General features: G+C 38.4%; 6 protein-coding genes and 1 tRNA gene. 6 read left to right on the top strand and 1 reads right to left on the bottom strand.

The window, feature by feature from the left end; translation table 11 throughout:
• Window positions 1-22: 22 nt before the first annotated feature.
• The 6 genes from ACN0TV_RS12175 to ACN0TV_RS12150 all read left to right on the top strand — a co-directional run bounded on the left by ACN0TV_RS12175 (window position 23) and on the right by ACN0TV_RS12150 (window position 18,793).
• The gene (locus ACN0TV_RS12175; protein WP_417363194.1) at window positions 23-14,479 is read left to right on the top strand and encodes a T9SS type B sorting domain-containing protein; all 14,457 of its coding nucleotides are present in this window, start codon (window positions 23-25) and stop codon (window positions 14,477-14,479) included.
• A gap of 12 nt (window positions 14,480-14,491) precedes the next feature.
• Window positions 14,492-15,457: a type IX secretion system membrane protein PorP/SprF gene (locus tag ACN0TV_RS12170; RefSeq protein WP_417363193.1), complete on the top strand. Its 966-nt coding sequence runs from the start codon at window positions 14,492-14,494 to the stop codon at window positions 15,455-15,457.
• Window positions 15,458-15,540: 83 nt separating this feature from the next.
• Window positions 15,541-15,900 carry a dihydroneopterin aldolase gene (gene folB, locus ACN0TV_RS12165; protein ID WP_417363192.1) on the top strand — a complete coding sequence of 120 codons (360 nt, stop codon included), beginning with the start codon at window positions 15,541-15,543 and terminating at the stop codon, window positions 15,898-15,900.
• 96 nt (window positions 15,901-15,996) lie between these two features.
• Window positions 15,997-16,067 (top strand) — tRNA-Cys (locus ACN0TV_RS12160).
• A gap of 460 nt (window positions 16,068-16,527) precedes the next feature.
• Window positions 16,528-17,082, top strand: a complete 555-nt coding sequence (locus ACN0TV_RS12155) for a gluconate 2-dehydrogenase subunit 3 family protein (protein WP_417363191.1) — start codon at window positions 16,528-16,530, stop codon at window positions 17,080-17,082.
• On the top strand, window positions 17,075-18,793 hold the full coding sequence (locus ACN0TV_RS12150; RefSeq protein ID WP_417363190.1) for a GMC oxidoreductase: 1,719 nt from the start codon (window positions 17,075-17,077) through the stop codon (window positions 18,791-18,793). The genes ACN0TV_RS12155 and ACN0TV_RS12150 overlap by 8 nt, the downstream gene beginning before the upstream one ends.
• Window positions 18,794-18,832: 39 nt before the next feature.
• Here ACN0TV_RS12150 and ACN0TV_RS12145 read toward each other — a convergent pair whose 3' ends face one another.
• Window positions 18,833-19,981 (bottom strand): ATP-binding protein, encoded by a 1,149-nt coding sequence (locus ACN0TV_RS12145; protein WP_417363189.1) that lies wholly within the window; start codon window positions 19,979-19,981, stop codon window positions 18,833-18,835.
• Between the last annotated feature and the right edge of the window lie 287 nt (window positions 19,982-20,268).

Genomic DNA, 20,268 nt, shown 5'->3' with positions numbered 1-20,268 from the left:
ACAAGTCCCCAAAACTTAAGCTATGACAAGAAACTACTTTACACTGAAATTCTACACCCTTTTTGCATGCATATTCTTTGCAGGCATTTTTGCTATAACTGCACAAGTAAAAAAAGACTTTGAGGTCCGATACCAGGACAACATCAAAGGCGACATCACCTTTATTGGTAATAATATTATAAACCGAGATAAGGGAAAAATGGCACGTCCAAATCAACCCTACAATGGAAGTGAGAGCAATGATGATCTTAATATGCAATACATTGATATTGATGGGGATAATTCAACTTTCAGCTCAAGTAGCGCGGATTTAGACATCCCAAATATGGGTTGTAGTAAAGTGGTTTATGCAGGACTCTATTGGTCCGCCGTTTATAAGTACAATGAAGGAAAAGATGAAGACAGTGGACGAGAGGACGATTGGAATCAAGTAAAATTTAAAACTCCGGGGGGTAATTATACTAATTTAATTGCTGAGGAGATACTTTTTGATGGTTCTGATGATTCAGATTTTAAAGATTACAGCCCTTATGCATGTTATAAAGATGTAACATCTATAGTTCAAGGATTATCCAATCCTAATGGTGAGTATATTGTGGCTAATATTAGAGCAAGCTCAGGTTATGGAGAAACAAAGGATTCTAGTTATGGAATTCGTGGCGGGATGTCAGGTGGATGGTCTTTGGTAATTATCTACGAAAACCCAACTATGGTTGGGAAAAAAATTACAACTTTTGATGGTTATGCCGGGATTAAATCGAAAGAATCATTAGATATCCCGGTTAAAGGGTTTAGGACATTACCTGAGGGCTTTCCGGTAAATGCGAAGATGGGGGTTATGACCTTAGAAGGAGATCGTGGAATTGGCGGTGATCAACTTGGAATCAAGGCGGACGGTAGGTCTACTTTCACTAATATCTCCAATAGTGTAAATCCTTGGAATAATTTTTTCAATGGAAGTATTTCATCAGAGACAAATGGTAATGGAGGTGTAATTAATCCAAACCGAAACCCTAATAGTGAAAACACACTGGGTTGGGATGTTGATTTGTTTGAAATAAGTAACTCCAACAATAGTGTTATTCCCAATGATGAAACGGGGGTTACACTGCGAGCAATGTCTACTCAGGATAAATATGACATATTTTTCACCTCCTTCGATGTAGAAATCATAGAACCAGACATCAAATTGGCCAAGGGAGTTTATAATTTGGATAATGTTTCTATTCAAGGTCAACAGGTAGAATTAGGACAATACATACAATATACCCTTAGTTTCGATAATATCGGGAATGATGATGGAGCCAACTTTACAATACGGGATGTACTTCCACTAAATGTTGATTTTCTTGAAGAGCAACTTGTCTTGCCTGAACCTATTTGGGCTAATGGAGTATTGCATGAAATCACCTATGATTATGACTTCGATAGCAATACTATAGTTTTTACAATTCCGGATATTTATGTGGAGAAAGAAAGAGGGGGCGACGATAATGTAACAATCGAACAGGACTATACAATTCGAATGAATGTTCGCGTACAGCCCGACTGTGATAAGCTAAGGGACGCCTGTTCCAACATAATTAGTAATCTGGGTTATGCTTCCTATCAAGGAGTTTTGAATAACAATGAAATTACTAATGACCTAAGTATTCTCGGATTAACAGGTTGTTTATTCGAAATTCCGGGATCCTCAAACTTTTTGCCGGACCTTAGTCAGTGTGGAAGCTTTGAACGCACACTAGAATTATGTGGAGAAACTGCTGTTTTAACGGCAGGTGCGGGTTATGACCGTTATCAGTGGTATAAAGATAATGGTAGTGGAACTTTTGAAATACTTACTGGTGAAACTGGGGTGACCTATACTGCCACAAATATTGGCACCTATAAAGTTACCAAAGAAACAGATGCTGAGGACTGCAAGGATTTTGAGGAGATTATTCATTTAGTCTATAGAGGAAATACTGAAACAAACCCATTAATTCCCTATGCAGATCAGGTTGTAACGTGTACAAATGATGGAACCCAATTACCTAAATTTTTCTTGTGTGGTACAAACGATGACAGGATGCTTAATGTTAGTTTTCCGGATGCAATAGAGTTTAGTTGGCAAAAATTAGATGATAGTTGTGAACATACTTCAATTATAGATAATTGTCCTACTAAGGATAGCTCTTGTGATTGGAATGAAGTAGGCACCGTAGACCAATATTTGCTTTCTGGCCCAGGTGAGTATCGTTTGGAGGTTCGATATCAAAATAATTGTTTTAATCGTTATTATTTTAAGGCTTATGAAAACGCCGTTGATCCTAAAATTACAACAGAGAATATCATTTGTAAAACAAATGGGAGCATAGATATCACAAATGTTGGTTCGGGTTATGAGTATGCAATAGCCTTGGCTAGTGCTAATTTTAATCCTAATTCTGCTACTTGGCAAGATGTCGGTTCATTCGAAATTGAAAATCCAGGAACTTATAATGTTTACATCCGCCAAGCAGATTTAGATGTGGAGGCTGGTGATAGACAACCATGTTTATTTAAATTTGAAAATAAAGTCATTACCAAAAGTAATTTTAATGTTACAGTTACCACTACCAATCCCACGTGTAATACTGATAAAGGATCCTTTAGCATCAACGTAGGAGATGTAAGAGGATGGTATACATATGTCTTAAAAAATGGCACAGGTACAGCTGACATCGTTGATAAGCAAGAAGCAGTTGATGACAATCACCATGAATTCAACGACCTTAATCCAGGCACATATACTGTAGAGGTTACAACAGAGGATGGCTGTACCTTTTCACACGATTATACAATAATACCACCAGCTCCATTAACTATTACAGCGGAGGTTTCTCAAAATGTAACCTGTAAAGAAGGAAATATACAGGTACAATCTGAGGGAGGTCTAACACCACACACCTATGCGATTTGGAGTTATGAACCAGCAGTAGGGGCAACCGCTCCAGCGATTAGTTATAATAGCGTAAACGATATTCCTGCTGGGGAAATGCAGGGAGTTGGGCAAACAAGGCAAATTTTTGATGTTAAATTAGGTGAACAAGGAACCTATAGTTACGTTGTTTTTGATAGAAATAACTGCTACAGTTTTTCAAATCATGTTACCATTATCGTTGAACCAGTAATGGAGTTTGAGGTCAATCCTACAGATGAAACTTGCTTTGATTCAAATGACGGTAGTATTTCTATAAATATGATTAATGACCAAAAGTATAATGTTTCTTATAGTTTAGATGGTGTTAATTTTATTGGAACACCAAATTTTGCAAATTTAGCACCAGGCGAATATACCGTTATTGTTAGAGGTGAAAAAGGAAATAGAGTTTGTGATTTTGAAACATATATAACCATTGATGAAGGAGTTCAAATTTCTGCTGATTCCGGTCCATCAAGTAATTATACATGTTTAACTCTTGGTGAAATTACATTCTCCAATGCAACTGGAGGATCGGGTACCTTTGAATATTCAATTGACGGAGTGACTTGGCAAGATAGCCCTGTGTTTGGTAGTTTAACCGAAGGCACATATACTCCTAGTTATAGGGATAAAAATAGCCCGGATTGTATACAACAATCAGACGAGATTACATTTGACCCATTAACACCACCTACAGATATTGATTTTACCATGAGTACGGTCCAGTGTCCTGCGAACAACTCAGATGTAAGTCTTTCTGTAACAGGTGGGTCGGGTGCGATTAAGTACGAAATTATAAGTCCGGCTACTGAGGTTAAGGATAACGAAACTAATGCTGTTTTTGAGGATTTAGCCGCTGGAGTTACCTACAGATTTAGAGTTACTGATGAAAAAGGATGCTTTTATGAAGAAAATCTAACTATTCCAGCTTTAACACCAATTAACGTTGTAGGCAAATTAATTAGCAATGCCAGTTGTGTAGGTGGTTCTGATGGTAAAATTCAATTCACGGTAAGTGGTTTTTCTGTGAATTACAATTATACAATCACTAATGATACAGGTGCAACAGTTGATAATGGGATTGACCAAATTGGAAATACCGTTGATTTAACTGGATTAGCTGCCGGAAAATATACTATTACAGTAACAGACAACACGACAAACTGTACAGATTCAAGTGAGGTTACTGTTGAAGAGCCGCAAACACCATTAATTTTAAGTTTACCAGAGGTTACTCATGAAAGTTGTACCAACACAGGTACAATATCCCCTGGAACAATAACTATCATTGCTTCCGGAGGTTGGGGTAGTTATACTTATGATTTATATGATACGGGAGGGAATTTATTAGTAAGCAATGGAACTGGATTTTTCTCAGGACTGCTTGCTGGAGATTATACTGTTGAAGTATCTGATGCCAATCAATGTGATGTTGTCTCTACTACAATTACAATTAAACCGGCAATTGCTCCGCAGTTGACCCTTACTGCAAATGATCTTTGCTATAATGAGGCTGTAGGGTTAACCATTACAGCTACGGTTACAACAGGAACAGGTTCGGGAGTATTAAGCTATTCTTTGAATGGAGGTTTAACCAATACAACAGGAATTTTTAAGGATCTTGATCCGGGAACATACACGGTTACTGTAACTGATGAAAATAATTGTAAGGACACGAAATCAATTACAGTTGATCCGGAATTGAAAGTAAGTGCTTCAGCGAATCCTATTTCTTCCTGCGGCACATCTACTGATGTTACCATAACGGCAGTAGGTGGCGATGGGAATTATGTATATGTTATTGTACCTGATGGGGTAACACCTACAGGATTCTCCACTACAAATCCCGTAACGATTACCACTGCAGGGGAATATGATGTATATGTAAGGGATCACATAGGGGGAGCAGGTTATTGTGAAGCTAAATACGATATTAGTATTACCACTGATCCACCTCTAACTGTTTCCGCTTCAAACACAGATATTTTATGTAATGGTACAACATCAACTCTTACCATTACTGCTGGTGGAGGTTCTGGGAACTATACAGGATATTCTATTGATGGAGGGGCAACTTTCCAAGGTTCAAATGTCTTTAATAACCTATTATCAGGTAACTACAATATCGTAGTAAAAGATTCTCAGGGTTGTGACGTGAAGTTGTTTTACACTATAGTACAACCTCAAGAGTTAACAGCTTCAGCTAATGTTGCTGCCTTGGTAGAGTGTAACCCAACTCAGGGTGCAGATGTTAGGATAACGAATGCACAAGGAGGAACTGCACCATATCAATATAGTTTTAATGGAGGATCATCTTATGGGGCTTCAGCAACTGAATATTTAATGCCGGGAACATATGAATTGTATATAAAAGATGCTAGTGGCTGTTTCTATGGTCCTATGCCTATTACTGTTGAAGAAGGGCCTGAAGATCCTGAACTTGGGGCTTCGGTCGCTTATAATTGTGATGGTACAGGAAATATTACAGTAAGTGCATCACCTTCAACATTTGACTATACCTTCCAACTTAATGGAGGTACGGAACAATCTGAAAATGTATTTAATGGAGTTACTCCAGGGACTTACGATGTAAGAATTAATTATGTTAGTAACCTACCAGCAACACCTAGTGTTCTACTGGTAGAGGATTTTGGATTTGGTCCAAATACAAGTATTCCAAGTATTGATTCTTCGATTTATTGCTATGAAGATCAGATGCCTGGTGGAAATTGTGGCTCACAATCAGATATAAATGATACAAGAATTAATGATGGCGAATATAGTGTAACACAAAGAATCGCAACTGATTTTGGTGACTGGGTAGATGTTAGAGATCACACTGGTAATCCGGAAGGCCGTTTTATAGCCATTAACATTGGTGGAGTTGCCGGAATGGGTGGTGTAATCTATAGAAAACCTATAAAAGATTTTCTTCCTAACCAAGATGTACAGGTTTCTATTTGGGGGCATAACCTTATGGAATCCACTTCAAATCCCCTAAAAGGAGATCCAAATATTGTAATTCAGTTGGTAGACCCAAGTAATAATGATGCTGTTATTGCAGAAGATTTGACCGGGGTTATTCCTAAATCTGATAAGTGGGAAGAATTTACGATTGATTTAAATCCTAATGGCCATACAGAACTTGATTTGGTGATTAAAACCAATTCTTTAGTTGAAGATGGAAATGACTTAGCTATTGATGATATCCTAGTTACTCAAATCCCTGAAAAATGTCCACTATTTAAAGATATTAAGGTGATTGTTGATGAAAATCAAGGTTTTAATGCTGGATTAGTTGGAGTTACCGATGTAAGTTGTAATGCCTTAACGGATAGCAAAATTACAATTGCAGTGAATAATTTTGGAGCAAGCGGTTATGAATACAGCCTAGATAGTAACTTCGCTACAACCTTAGGAAACTCCACAGAATCTATCTTAGAAATTCCAGTGAATTTGGGACCAGGGGATTACACACTTTATGTTAGAGATATAGATAATCAAACTGCTGATCCGACCTTAGATTGTGGTGATGAAATACCATTTACAATTGTGCAACCTGATCCTGTTGAGGTCACAGCACAAATCACTTCAGAAATCACTTGTAATATAGCTACTGCTACTATTACTGCGAGAACTGCAACCGGTGGAACACCTGGTTATACGTATCAGTTGGAAGACACTAATGAAAATGCAATTGCAGGTTATGATTTTGTAACCAATGGTGGGAATAGAATTTTTGATGATTTACCTATTGGTGATTATGTTGTCCGAGCAAAAGATAGTAATGGTTGTGATGATATTACTGATACAATAACGATATCTGCACCGGTAGATATCGAGTTTGAAGTAGCGGCTACCGCTTGCGAAGGAGGTATTTATACTCCCGGGATTAAGGTAGAAATATCTAAGGGTAATGGAGATTATTTGGTGAGTCTAAGTGACGGTACGGGTGTTTTTTACCCGCCAAATGTTGACGAGGAGCATCATGAGTTTAAAAACTTAGATCCAGGAACTTACCAGGTTACTGTTAAGGATGGCTACGGCTGTTCTGCAGCGACAAAAACTGTTTTAGTAAGAGAAGATCTTGATGCTGGTATTGATGTAACACATATAGCATGTACAGCTGGTTCCATTAAAGTGACTGCAACTGGGGGTGATGGTAATTATCAATATAGTTTTGATGGCGGAGCTAGTTTTGATACTGTAAACACCTACGAGGTTCTGCCAGGAAGTGAAGGTACTTTTGACATTGAAGTTAATGACGGTTCAGGTGCCTGTATTTTTAAGGATTCCGTTGAGGTTAAGGCGTTTGATGCTATAAGCGTTACAACAACACCAACACAACCTCAATGTCACGATGAAACGGGTTCAATTCTTATTGAAATTAGTGGAGGTGTTGGGCCTTATAAAATTGTGGTTAATGATGGTACAAATGATATAAAAGTTGAGGAAAACTACACCGCAACATCGGTAACATATTTCAACTTACCGGCTGCAAATTATACAGTTACGGTAACTGATAACTATGGTTGTAGTGACAATGAGTCAAAAGCTATTATAAATCCTGAGGAATTAATAGGTGATCTTGTCCCTACAATTACCGATTGCGGAGCTGAGGCTAAGGATTTCGGATTTGATATTTTAAATGTGCCAACCTATCCTGGTTTAACTGTTCAATACACAGATAATGTAAACGATCCTTCACCGATATGGGCAGCTACTAATGAATTCCGCACCTATAATCCTGGAGATGTGGTTTATCCTGCAATACGAACAATAGATGCCAATGGTGATGTTGTCTGTTTCTATGAGTTTGACAAATTCTTAATTCCGTATCCACTGGACGATCTGAGTATTGATATTAAATCTACGGATGTGTTCTGTGATAATAGAATGTTAACGGTAACAGTGGTAGGAAGCAAGGGTATACCAGGCTATCAATATACCTATACAGAGGATGTGTTCAATTTCGATCCTGATAATCCGGAAAATGGCTGGACAACTCCAACTCCAGCGACCGAAGCGGGACCTCATGAACATACTTTTACTGGATTGGTACCTGGAAGAACTTATGTCTTTTTTGTAAAAGATTCCACAGGTTGTATTCTTCAAAGCACTATAAATGTAAATGATAAAATAACCCTACCTATGGTTATTGAACTTAATTATGAGCCTTCTTGTGCGGGTACAAATGATGGTCAAATATCTTTTACGCTTACAGATGCTGATGGTACAGAAGGGCTTTATATTCGATACGAACTTTATGAATTAGGAAATCCAACCGCAATTTTTACGAGTCCATCGGATGTTCCTTTTTCATTACCAGAGACATATACTATTCCAAATCAGTTAGCTCCTGGAGACTATTATGTGAAAGTAACTCAGCATGATGGAGGTGGAAATGATACTTGTGTTACTGCAACTGAGAATATTACGATTAAAGAGCAAGACCCAATTACAGGAACTCCAGAGAAATTAAGGGATATCACTTGTGAAACCCCAGGTTTAATAGTAGTTCCTGATATTGAAGGTGGGGGCGGTGAGTATACTTACATTTTGTCCAGTACCAATTTTGATATTGACGGAGATGGTTCTTATGATTCTGCTATCGATTTTATCACCACCACCGATAATCCAATGGAAGTCTCTATTGACAATATATTGGATCCTACATTGAAAAATATTACTGTTGATGTTTCAGTAAAAGATCAATACGGTTGTGAAGAATATTTGGGGCCGGTAACATTAAATATTAGTCAACCTCCCGTAATTGACCCTGTAGTACCAGACAATTGTGGGGGTAATTCAAGTATTACAATTAATGTTGATCCTAGTACCGGACTGGCACCATATTATTATTCTACTGATGGAGGTGCAACTTATGGACTTGCTGATGAAAATGTATTTACCAATCTTTCTACAGGGACTTATGAGATTATGGTAAAAGATAGTAATGGTTGTACCGTTTCAGCGACTGAAGATGTTGAAATTTATGAGCCATTAGCTTTTGCCAAATTAGAAGTAACTGAGGCTTTAGATTGTCAAAAAGCAAGTGATGGAGGTGAAAATGCTGAAATATACTTTGAAATTAAAGGAGGTTCTTCAGTGGATGCCTCTACTAACATATTCTACTCAATTAGTGGACCTGATGGATTTACTACGGTAGCAGAAACACCGTTGGCGACTTCGACACCTCCAAATTCAAAATTGTTTACGGATGCAAATGTGGCAGGTATCTATACCATCACACTTAGAGATGCCAAAACTAGTTGTGTGATTTCGAGGACTATTGAAGTGCCTGAAAAAGTAATACCTGAAATTTTAGCAGATCCTATTACAACGGATGTTACATGTTATGGAGCAGCAGACGGAACCATTACTGTAACTGCTTTAGACAATGGTGTAGGACCATTTACTTTTAAAATTGTATCGAGTGATGGAAATCCACTGGCAAAGGATCCAGAAAGTTCAAATGGTTATCAAGCAACTTTCACAGAATTGGTTGGGGCTGAAGTCGGAATTACATATGAAATAATAATTACTGCTGCTGCGGATAATGCTTGTGAATCATTACCTATTAAAGCCACGATTTATCAACCTGCAGATTTAACTGGTTTGAAGTTAGATGTGAATGAATTTGGCTGTACTACAGGCAATACGGTAAATATGGCTACGGTAACTGCTACTGGCGTTACTGGAGGAGAGGGAGGTCATTTCTATGAGTTCATTTATGATAATGGGACTCCCTCGGACACTACCGATGATAGAACTCAGAAGGGTGTTAAAACCGAGTTCAATGTTTCAAATCCTTTAGGCGGAAATGTTGTAGTAAACGTCTATGATGAAAATGGATGTTCTATCACTGATGATATTGATGTTATAGCATATAACAAACTAGAAAAGATAGAAACTACCCCAACCAATCCAACATGTATGGGAGGTGATGGGACTATTCAAGTAAATGCTTCGTTAGATTTAGGACATACATCAGAAATTTTAGAATTTTATTTATATGACAGTGCAGGGACCGAAATAGAAAAGAAAACTATTACAGGAACCACCGAGACATTTACTGGATTAGAAGTTGGAAGCTATCAAGTTAAGGTGATCAATATTGATACAGGTTGTGAATTAATAGTTTTCGAAGAATTAACTGATCCTAATACATTTGATATTAATTTAAATGTTGTATCAAGTGCGGTTTGTTTAGGTTCTGCAACAGGAGAAATTATTGTAGAACTGGTTGATCCAACTTACACCGGAGGTGTAATTGTATATGTTTATGATCAAACAGGAACTGTTGGAGATCGTTCAACAGCAATCAAATCTGCTGTTGGTGTAGGTAATACCGACATAACAATAAATCAATTTGATGCAGGTGTTTACACTGTGGAAGTAGTTCAAGATGATGCTCCTTTTTGTAGTCAGACCAGAAACTTTACAATTGCAACACCACCGGCAGCATTAACTGCGTCAGCAACTGTGACTCCTCAAACTTGCGATCTTAATGATGGTATTATTGAGGTAATTAATGCATCAGGTGGATGGGGTGGTTATAAATACTATGTAGGTATTTCACCTATTTCAGACTCAAATGATATCAATAAATATGTGGATAACCCTCGTTTTGAAGGTTTAGCTACAGGGACTTATGAAATTTGGGTAATTGATCAAAAAGGTTGTCCAATTCAATTGCCTTCTGAAACTATTACTGAACCAGTTGCAATAACCGGTAGTATTTCAGTAAGTGCACCTAATTGTGAAGGATTAGTAGGTGAAATTAAAGTAGATAATGTTATTGGTGGATCAGGAGGGCCTTACACTTTCCAATTGATTAAAGATGGACTGGACTTTGGTTCTCCAAAAACTGGAAATACTACGACCTTCACTAATCTAGGAGCAGGAACCTATGAGGTTAGAATTTCAGACAATTGGAATTGTTCTATTACCCTTACCGATACTGCTACTCTATTTGAAGAGATAAGCTTAGGCTATGATATTGATAAGGTAATTTCATGTGATGTTTCTAATAACAATGTAGCAGGTGAAGTGACTATCAACGCTAATGGCGGATCTGGAAACTTCACTTACAGTGTTGTATTCCCTGATGGAACTACGGTCAACAATGGAGCTGTTTCTAGCTTTACAGGATTAGATCAAGTTGGAACATATACCTTTAACGTTGTCGATAGTGAGGGCTGTGATGATGCTATTGATTTGGAATTAAGTGCTCCGGTTCTTCCTGTAATTGAGATCAGCAACCAAATTAATGTTTCTTGTGAAGGCGCGACTGATGGAGCTATAAAGGCTACTGTTACATCGGCTACAACTATAAACCCTCCTTATACCTATACCCTAAGCGGCCCTGTTACTGCGACCAATACTAATGGATTGTTCACTGACCTTCCAGCAGGTAATTATGTGGTAAGAGTGACTTCGGATCTAGGTTGTTTTGATGAGACGAATGTAACCATTACTGAACCTGTGGCTTTAGACTTTACAGCTACGGTGACAACAGAATTTGCGTGTAATCCAAGTAACACTACTGCTTTAGGTCAGATTACAGTAACAGTTGATCCAACAACTGGCACCGCGCCTTATCTATACAGTATTGATGGTGTTAATTATCAAACTAATAATGTGTTTGACGTGGTTGATACCGGAAATGTTGAAACATATACCTTATATGTTAAGGACGCTAATGGATGTTTTGATACTAGAATACAAAGTATCAATCCACTACCGAAAATAAACACAGTAGATGTAACACCAGTTACAGCGATTACTTGTTCAAACCCAGAAAGCGTCAGTGTAGAAATTGACGGTGGTTCCGGTGAATTTGTGATAGAATTACTGCCAAGTGGGCCCTCACAAACAATTTCAGGACAGGTAGCCAGCTTTGATCTACCAGTCGCTGGAGATTATGTGTTTAAGATTACAGATACGACTACGGGTTGTTTCTTTATTACTGAACCCTATACCGTAGCTCCATATGATCTTATAACTTCTATAGCAACAGCTAGCTCGCCTATTGACTGTTATAACACAGCAACCGGTGAGATCACTGTGGAGGTTGCTAATTATACGGGAGCCTTTACGTACGAAGTTTATAATAGTGCTGGTACTTCTACTTCAGTTACCGGAACAGGCACAGCACCTGGAACCGTTACAATTGCTGGAGTTGCTGCTGGAAATTATTATGTTGAAATTACATCATTAGAGACCCCTTTCTGTCCAGAAACAACAAATACTGTGACAATCAAGGCTCCAATAAAAGCATTAGACTTAAGTGTCGCTATTGTGGAAGATTTGAGTTGTGAAAACAGTGCCGCAGAAATTTCTGCAAGTGCATCTGGAGGATGGGGTGAATATGAATTTGCACTAGTTAACTCAGGGGTAATACCAACGCAAGCAGACTTTAGTACAATGAACACCTTTACCGGTATTTCAGCGGGTACTTATGATGTATACGTGAAAGATGCTGAAGGTTGTATGATTTTTGAAACCGTAACATTCGTTAAACCTGATCCAATCATTACTTCCGCAACATCATCATCAATAGATGTGCTTTGTGAAGGAGATTATACAGGTAGTATTACGGTTACCGCTACTGGTGGTAGACCTGATTTTGATGCATCAGTTAACTATTTATATATTTTAAATAGGCTGGATGAAAGTGGCGCTATTATTTCGAGTGCTGCGCCTCAAGAGTCAAATGTGTTTTACAATTTGGGTGCTGGTAATTATAGTGTAACCGTTACTGATAATCACGGCTGTGATTCTGACACGACTCCAGTTTCCATTACAGAACCTGATCAAGTTATAGCTTCATTAGGTTTACTAAAAAGCAACACATGTACCACAGGTGCTACTTTAAGGCTAACTGCTGTTGGAGGAACAGGAACCGGATATGAATACAGTACTTCAGCAAGTGGACCTTGGACTTCCGTTGGAAGTGGTAATTCGGTAGATATTGATATATCTGGGGTGATAACTGCTGAAGAGGCACACACTTATTATGTAAGAGATTCCAACCTGTGTATTTCATCAGTATCAAATAGTGTAACACTTTCTCCAATACGACCACTTGAGTTGACTCCTACAGTGGTGTCGGATGTGAGTTGTTATGGTGATGCTACAGGTTATATTAAGATCGATGTTAAGGGAGGTCTTGGTAATTATAAATACACCTTAATTGATGGTATACGTAATGTAACACTGGTTGAAAAACAAGAAGGGAACACCTTCAACGGTTTAACTGCAGGCGTGTATTACGTTCAAGTTGATAGTGAGGATTGTAATGAACAAGTTCGTGTTGAGATTGAACAGGGCGTTCAATTAACTGCGAAATCTCCAGTTATTGTTAATCCTATATGTACTGATGGTCTTGGTCGAATTGAGGTAGGGCTTGAAGGCGGTACGGGAGAGTATCAATATGCGATCTCTCCAAACCTAGATCAATTCCAAAGCAAAAATGTATTTGAAGATTTAGCTCCTGGAACTTATACTGTTATTGCACAGGATTCTAGAGGTTGTAATCCTTTCGTATTCAAAGAAGAAATTATAGCCCCACCACCATTAGAGGCCAAAGCTAATATTCTGAATGAAGAATTTTGTATAGGGGATGGTACTGGTAGTTTTGAATTGATTATTCAAGGTGGGACTCCACCGTATTCAACAGCGGTCAATACTCAGGATGATGATGCATTTGAACAAGACAGAAAAGTGTTTGATGGTCTTAAAGGAGGTGAAACTTATGTGGTTTTTGTAAGAGATGCCAACGGATGTCAACAAAGCGTACTGGTTTCTTTGAAAGATCCTGTAGATCTCACTCCAAAAGCGGAAGTTCGAGTGACTTGTATTAGTAATTCTGCTGCTAATGAAGTTGAAATAACATTGGCACAAGAAGGCCTGGAAGAGGTCATTTATAAATTGGACGGAGGTGCAGATCAATTTGACAATAAGTTTACTAATGTGGCTCCAGGTGATCACACTGTAACGGTTTCCTATTCTGGTTGTGAGCGTGAGGTAGATTTCACTGTTGAACCCATTCAGCCATTAACATTAACTGTAAATGAATCCAACCTCAATGAGTTCACCATGTATCCTGGTGGAGGATCAGCTCCTTATGAATACTTTGTTGACGGTGTTTCTCAGGGTAGTGAATCGAGCTATGTTATTGAGGTTAGCGGTGTGTATCAAGTGATGATTGTCGATGCTAATGGTTGTCAGCAAATCGCACAGATTCCGATGACCTTCACAGACATTAAAATTCCGAATGTGTTTACTCCTAATGGAGATGGAAATAATGATCACTGGCCACCATCTAATTATGGGGTCTTCTATCCAAATTTGGTCACCAAAATTTATGATCGTTACGGTCGTGTTGTTGCCGAATTACGTAAAGGAAAAACTTGGGATGGAAGGTATAATGGAACCGAGCTTCCAACAGGTGATTACTGGTATGTAATGAAATTAAACGGAGATAAGGATGATAGAGAATTTGTTGGACACTTTACCCTGTACAGATAAATAATGAACCGTATGAAAAAATATATAGCAATTGTACTAATGACAGCAGGGTTATACACTCAGGCACAAGAGATGACCCTGCCTACATTCACGCAGTATCTAGCAGACAATGAATTTGTAATATCTCCGGTGTATGCCGGCATCGGAGATTACGTTAAAATTAGGGGTAATGCACTTACCCAATGGGTAGGGATAAAGGATGCTCCAGATACCCAAACCCTAGTCGGTGATGTTCGTCTAGGACAAAAGTCCGGTGTTGGCGGCTTGATTTATAATGATAGTAACGGAAACACCCGACAAATGGGAGCTAGAGTTTCTTTTGCCCACCATTTGACATTAAACAATGCAGACGATCGTTTTCTTTCATTCGGAATCTCCTATAATATCAACCAGTTTAGATTAGAGGCTAACGAATTTGATTCCGATGGGGATGGTACTCCTGGTGTAAATGACCCGGGAATCACTGATAACCGTTCAACGACCAACCATAACTTTGATGTAGGTGTGCTCTTTAGAAGCGGAGGCTTTTTTGCGAGCTTAAATGCTTCAAACATCTTAAACAAAGAATTGGACTTGTTTGCGATCAGTGAACCGAATACCCTTAGGAACTATTATTTGTATACGGGATATCGTTACAAAAAGAAAATCACCTCTAGATTTGAGTGGGAACCCAGTGTTTTTTACCAACTCTTTGAGAGTGATGGAAGGTCTTCCACCGATGTCAACATGAAAATGCGGTTCTGGGATTTTGAAGACTATTACTGGGCAGGAATCAGTTACCGATTCTTGAATGATCAATTTTTTACGCCATTGAATGTCGGGCCTATGGTTGGTATGAAAAAGGGAGCGTTTTACTTTGCCTATTCTTATCAACTTATCACCAATGAAATCCAAGCCTATAGTACAGGGACCCATATGGTGACCATAGGAGTGGATATCTTCCAGGGAATAAGTAATTGTCGCTGTATGATGCGATAGTGGAGGAGAACTACCTTAAACCGTCAGCAAGCTTTGGTTGAAGAATTAAATTTTAATGGTATTTTTGCATTAAAATTAAAAGTGTGGGAGTAATTAAATTAACCAATATACAGGTATATGCCTATCATGGGTGTTTGGTAGAAGAAGGAAAAATAGGCAGTGACTACAGAGTAGATGTTGCCGTTAATGCAAATCTTCAACCCTCAGCGGTAAGTGATCATTTAAAGGACACCGTTGATTATGTTCAGATCAACAGGATTGTCAAAGAAGAAATGGCAATTCGTTCTAAATTATTAGAGCATGTTGCTAAAAGAATCATCGACCGTATATTAAACGAAATAGCTATTGCGGATGAGGCTACTGTTGAGGTTTCAAAGATTAACCCACCCATTGGAGGTAATGTTGAACAAGTTACCATTACCATGACTTTGGGGAGGGATTAAGGGCAAGAATATCGACATTTTATAATGTTATAATTATTTTAAATGAGTCTTTTGGATTAAGAGCGATATTTTTATTACATTTGCCATCCGTAAAATGGCATTGTGGCCGAGTGGCTAGGCAGAGGTCTGCAAAACCTTGTACAGCGGTTCGAATCCGCTCGATGCCTCAAGAGAAACCATCTTTTTCAAGGTGGTTTTTTCTATTTGTATACTTAAGGTTTTGTGGCCTCTCAGGTAAAATTAAGCATAACAATTGCACACTACAGAGGATTAATCCAACATTTTCCATACAATAGTTAGGGAGTCCCTTGACAGATTTACACTTTTTCCTTCGAATTAATGTAGTCTAACACACTTTCAAAGAAAAGTGCTTATTTCAATCCAAAAGTATACCACTTAATTTGAATTTTTACTTGAAGTACGATACTTACCGTAAGTTGAATAAACCGAAATATGCTGAATGTTTGAATTTAGGAAGAGCTCTAGTAGAATCAATACTTCTCTATAGAATGAAACTACCTATAGGAAATTCGTTAAAAAAAGGCACGCTATTAAATTATTTACGCAGATTCTATATATTTACGTTCTTGGAAAATGATTTCCCGCTAAAACTTTTTACCAATAATTATGAAAAGACGTACAGCCCTCAGAAATATTGGATTGGTTACTGGAGGATTGCTTCTAATGCCATCCTGTAATTTTTCACCGCAACGCATTCCAATAGTGCTGAATAAGCTCAAAATAACTACCGACGAAGAAATACTTTTAGAGTCCATTATAGATACCATAATTCCGGAAACAGATACTCCGGGAGGAGTAGCCCTGAAAGTACAGAACTTTATATGGATCCAAATGGATGATTGTGCTTCACCGGAGCAACAAGCTTCTTATTTGTCCGGTTTGCGAAGTTTTAATAGGCTGGTTAGAGAGCGGTATTACGATGATTTTATTTCTTTGGATGCAGAGAAACGTTTAGAGATTCTTACAGCTTTGTTAGAAGGGGGTGATACACCCGAACCAATTCACGGTTTTTTAAACAACACTAAGAATACTGCGGTATGGGGATATAAGAATACTGAGTATTACCTCACCAATTTAATGCCTTATAAGTTAATTCCCGGAGCATTTTCGTATCAAACGCTAACTATTAACCCTAACGAGAAAATTAATACAAATGCCTAATTTTAATATAGACAGTACAAAAACAAATAGTTTTGATGCCATTGTTATAGGATCTGGAATGAGTGGAGGATGGGCAGCTAAAGAATTTGCTGAGAAAGGTCTGAAAACACTTGTACTGGAGCGTGGCCGTGAGGTAACCCATATTGAGGATTATCCAACGACCAATATGATGCCGTGGGAGCTTAAACATGCCAACCGAGTTCCCTATGATATAAAAAAGGAAAACCCTATAGCGACAAAGTGTTACAATTTTACTGAGGACTCACAGCATTTCTTTACCAAAGACAAGGAGCAACCCTATATACAAGAAAAACCTTTCGATTGGATTCGGGGGTATCAGACAGGAGGAAAGTCCCTTTTGTGGGCAAGACAAACTCAACGTATTAGTGACTTTGATTTTGAAGGTCCGGCAAGAGATGGTTTTGCGGTTGATTGGCCAATACGTTATAAAGACTTGGCGCCATGGTATAGTTATGTTGAAAAGTTCGTTGGGATTTCCGGAGAATATGACGGGCTGGATACATTACCGGATGGAGAGTTTTTAAAATCCATGGGTTTAAATGCCGCAGAAAAGTACTTTAAAGAAGTCGTTGCCAAAAAATACAACAACGAGCGTCATGTAGTTTACGGTCGTTGTGCGCATATCACTGAGAATAAGGATATCTTTATTCAACAAGGGCGTGCCATGTGTCAGACGCGAGATCTTTGCCGTCGAGGGTGCCCGTTTGGCGGATACTTCAGCAGTAATGCCAGCACCTTACCCTGGGCACAAAAAACAGGGAATTTAACCATGCGTCATGATTCCGTTGTACATTCTATAATCTATGACGATAAAAAAGAAAAAGCTACCGGTGTTCGAGTTATCGATGCGCATACCAAGGAAACAGTCGAATATTTTGCACCTGTGATTTTTGTAAATGCCAGTGCATTTAATTCCAATATGATTTTACTGAATTCGAAATCAAATCGTTTCCCGAACGGATTGGGGAATGATAATGGTTTACTAGGTAAATACATTGCGTTCCATAACTATCGTGTGAGCATGAGTGCAGAGTACGAAGGTGATCTTGATAAAACAACAGTTGGGCGTAGACCTACCAGTGGTTATATTCCAAGGTTTAGAAATGTTCATAAGCAAGAAACCGATTACTTAAGAGGTTATGCTGCAGGTTTTGGAGCCTCACGTTCTATTGTACAGCGTTCCGATGGTTTAGGAGCAGACCTAAAAGAAAATCTGATGAAACCAACCTATGGGAACTGGCATGTAGGGTCTCATATGATGGGTGAAACCATTCCAAAGGAAGAAAGTACCTTGAGTCTAGATTCTCAAAAGACGGATCAATATGGCATTCCACTACTGCGTATCAATTTAGATTATGACGATAATGATCAAAAAATGATTGCAGACTATATAGAGCAGTTTACTGAAATGTTTGACGCCGCCGGCTTTAAAAACATCAATGTGAATGACGTTACAGATAAGGCTCCCGGATTGGATATCCACGAAATGGGAGGGGTACGTATGGGCCATGATCCAAAAACATCCTTACTTAATAAATGGAACCAATTGCATGAGTGTAAAAACGTATATGTGACTGACGGTGCTTGTATGACTTCAACGGCTACACAAAATCCTTCTCTTACGTATATGGCTTTAACAGCTAGAGCGTGTGATCATGCCATTAAGGAATCCAAGAAAGGCAATCTTTAATATGCAAACAAAATAGAATCTATTAGGATTTTGAGTAGGTTATTCTTTTATATGCAAGAATCGCGTTAATTTAATGGAAAGATCTGTGAAGATGATTTTTCCATTTCCATTGCGCTCAACATGAAAGATAGCCTCCTCAAGTTCTTTGGTGATTTCCATAATATTACCTCCATGAACAAAGGGGGCAAATTTTTCCAACTTAAAGTCCACACTACTAAACTCCATATAGGTGAGCTTTTCAGACTTGTAATTGATTAGTAAAGCTTGACGAAACACATCGATACAAAAGAGCAAGAATTTCTTTTGAGTTTCTCTACCTGTTTTAGAAAGTTCTTCGCCCCAGGCTAAGAGCTCGCTGATCACTGCTTTATTTCCTCTAGCTCTAAAGGCAGTACGCACCCAGTTGACAAACCATTTTTCAAAAATGAGATCTTCCGAATCTTGATTTATTAAATCCAGCGCTTTATTGAAGTTTCCATTGGAGCTGTTTGCAATTTTTAAAGCGTCGTTTTCACTGATTCCTCGGCCCTTTAAGGCCTGAACAATTTCAACCTCGGCCAAAGGAGGGAAATTCAAAATTTGACATCTCGAAAGAATCGTTTGCATGATCTGAGCCTCATCTTCGGTGATCAGAATCAATAAAGTCTTTTCTGGCGGCTCTTCGATTAATTTAAGTAGTTTGTTAGAAGCGGCGCTATTCATGCGCTCTGCCATCCAAATAATCATGACTTTATAACCACCCTCATATGATTTTAACGAAAGTGTTTTGACAATCTCTTGGGCTTCATCCACACCGATGATCCCCTGTTTGTTATCCACCTCAAGAATCTTGTACCAGTCGAATAAATTTCCATAAGGTTGGGCCTGTACAAAACTGCGCCATTGCTCCAGGAAATTGCTGCTCAGGGGATGTGATTTTATTTTATCTGTGGTGGTTACCGGAAACACAAAATGCAGATCAGGATGGGTTAAATGGTTGCATTTTAGATTGCAACTACTATTTCCATTGTCATTTTCCTCTGATGAATTTCCACAAAGTACATATTGGGCATAAGCAATAGCCAGCGGTAAGACACCACTGCCTTCTGGTCCGACAAACAATTGTGCATGTGGTATGCGCCCGCTATCAGCACTTTGAGTGAGGTGTTTTTTTAGATGTGCATGTCCTAAAACTTCATTGAAAAGCATATGTGTAACTTTATTTTGGAAAAGTAAACTTTCTGATTTAGGTGTACAAATGTAATCTAAATTGATTTCTTTGTGAACTTGCTTTGTGTAGGTATTTCCTTAAATGGTTTGTAGATCACTAAATTAACTTTGTGAACTACCCACCCACGCCAAAGGCGATGGGTTGGGCTTCGGGCTTCAACGAACCAGCTACCGAAATAGTCTTAAGGTTCTCCACCTTTGTAATGGCAAGTTCCTCACCATATATTTTTAATCCTTCTTTAAGGATATTCTTTGCAGCGTTCAAA

Origin of the sequence: Galbibacter sp. (genome assembly GCF_048266365.1) — a bacterium.
In the GTDB taxonomy this organism is placed as follows: domain Bacteria; phylum Bacteroidota; class Bacteroidia; order Flavobacteriales; family Flavobacteriaceae; genus Galbibacter.
Note: the sequence above shows the minus strand (reverse complement) of the source record. Positions and strands in the feature narration are given on the sequence as shown.